At 73.7% G+C, this 2,004-nt stretch carries 2 protein-coding genes; both read left to right on the top strand.

The window, feature by feature from the left end:
- The first annotated feature begins 155 nt into the window (after positions 1 to 155).
- Positions 156 to 737, top strand: a complete 582-nt coding sequence (locus ACFU99_RS41920; protein ID WP_384403573.1) for a TetR/AcrR family transcriptional regulator — start codon at positions 156 to 158, stop codon at positions 735 to 737.
- A gap of 94 nt (positions 738 to 831) precedes the next feature.
- The gene (locus ACFU99_RS41915; protein ID WP_384403570.1) at positions 832 to 1,965 is read left to right on the top strand and encodes an MBL fold metallo-hydrolase; all 1,134 of its coding nucleotides are present in this window, start codon (positions 832 to 834) and stop codon (positions 1,963 to 1,965) included.
- Positions 1,966 to 2,004: the final 39 nt, after the last annotated feature.

Below are 2,004 nucleotides of genomic sequence, written 5' to 3'. Positions count from 1 at the left end.
GGGCTATTCGCGATCCGGCTGAGCGGTTCGCGATAAGATTCGGACCGCTGGTCCGGATAGCCACTATACGGACCGCCAGTCCGGATATCCAGTCCCGGCGGCACGGGCCGTTGTCAGCCGGCCCCGGCCGCGCGGGGCCGCCTTCAGGAGGAGCCATGCCCCCCGTACGCAAGGAGCGGTCCGACGCCGTCCGCAACCGCGAGCTGGTGCTCATCGCCGCCGACCGCCTGTTCGCCGAGCGCGGCGACTGCGAGGTGTCCATGGACGACATCGCGGCGGCGGCCGGGGTCGGCAAGGGCACGCTCTTCCGCCGGTTCGGCGACCGCGTCGGCCTGATCAAGGCGGTGGTCGCACAGCGCACCGAGGCCCTGCGGGCCGACATCTCGACGGGCCCGCCGCCGCTCGGTCCCGGCGCCCCGGCGGACGAACGGGCCCTCGCCCTCCTCGACGTCCTGCTCCGCTTCAAGCTGGACAACCGCCCCTTGATGCTCGCCCTGGAGAACGCGGGCAGCGGCAGCCCGTACCTGAGCGAGACCTACGGCCTGTGGCACGCCCAGCTCGCCGGACTGCTGGCCGAGGCCCGCGGCGAGCGGGACGCCGCGTTCCTCGCCCATGCCCTGCTGGCGGCCGTGCGGAGCGACCTCATCGAGCACCTCACCGCCACGGGCACACCCCCGGCCGACATCCGCTCAGGACTCGCCACGCTCGCCCGCGCCACGCTGACGCCCTCGCCCTGAGCCCCGCCCCCAACAGTGCTTGTCATGGCCTGAGTTGACGCAGGGCGCCGCAGGCGGTTGGCGTCCGCGGCGTCCCGTCGACCATGATCAGACCATGGCAGACTCACACAGCGCGCGAGGCGCACACGACGACGCACAAGGCGTACACGGCGTACACGGCTCGGAGACGGACGACACGGCGCACGGCGGCCCCGTCGACCCCGTCGACCCCGGACAGCCGCTGCGGACCGAGACCATCGCTCCCGGCGTCTTCGCCTTCATCCAGGGCGACGGCTCCTGGGGCTGGTCCAACGCGGGACTCATCGCGAGCCGCGGCGAGGCGCTGCTCGTCGACACGTTCTACACGCTCCCCCTGACGCGGCGGCTGCGAGCCGCCATCGCCGAAGCCGCCCCCGGCGCGCGCGTCGCCACCGTCGTCAACACCCACCTCAACGGGGACCACTGCCACGGCAACCAGCTCTTCCCGGACGCCGAGATCATCACCTCGCGGGCCAACGCCGCCGGGATAGAGCACGAGGTGCCGCCGGCCGCCTATCCGATGCTCCAGCAGAACCCGCCGCCCGGTCCCGGCGGCGCGTACTTCACGCACCACTTCGGCCGCTTCGACTTCTCCGGCATCGACTTCACGCCGCCCACGCGTACGTTCGAGGACCGGCTGGAGCTGCGCGTCGGCGACATCGACGTCGAGCTGCTGAACGTCGGCCCGGCACACACCGGCGGCGACGTGGTCGTGCACGTCCCGGACGCGTCCACGGTCTACTGCGGCGACATCCTCTTCCAGGACGACCACCCGGTGGTGTGGGCGGGCCCGGTCCTCGGGTGGGCCGACGCGATCGACCGCCTGCTGGCGACCGGCGCGCGGACGTTCGTGCCCGGCCACGGGCGGCTCGCGACCCGCGCCGACCTGGAGCGGTTCCGCGACTACTTCCGCTACGTGCACGAACAGGCCACGAGCGCCGCGGCGGCGGGGGTTCCGCTGGAGACCGCGGCGCGCACGATCCCGCTCGACGCCTACGGCGAGTGGCCGTTGGCCGAGCGCGTGGTGACGGCCGTCGCCGCCGTCTACCGCGAGGTGGGCGCGCCGGCCCCGGACGCCGCCCTGGAACTGCTGACGATGATGGCGGAGATCGCCGCCGAACGCGGGGCGCTGCCGGCGGAAACGGACCTCTCGGGCCGCCTCCCCCACCAGGGCCGGGCGGCGCAGGACGACCCGCGGGGCGCTTCCTGACGCCTCGTCGAGCCGCACCGGCGCGGAGCGGAGAGGCCC

This window comes from Streptomyces sp. NPDC057654 (genome assembly GCF_042800135.1).
GTDB lineage: Bacteria > Actinomycetota > Actinomycetes > Streptomycetales > Streptomycetaceae > Streptomyces.
This window is presented reverse-complemented; position numbering and strand designations above follow the sequence as displayed.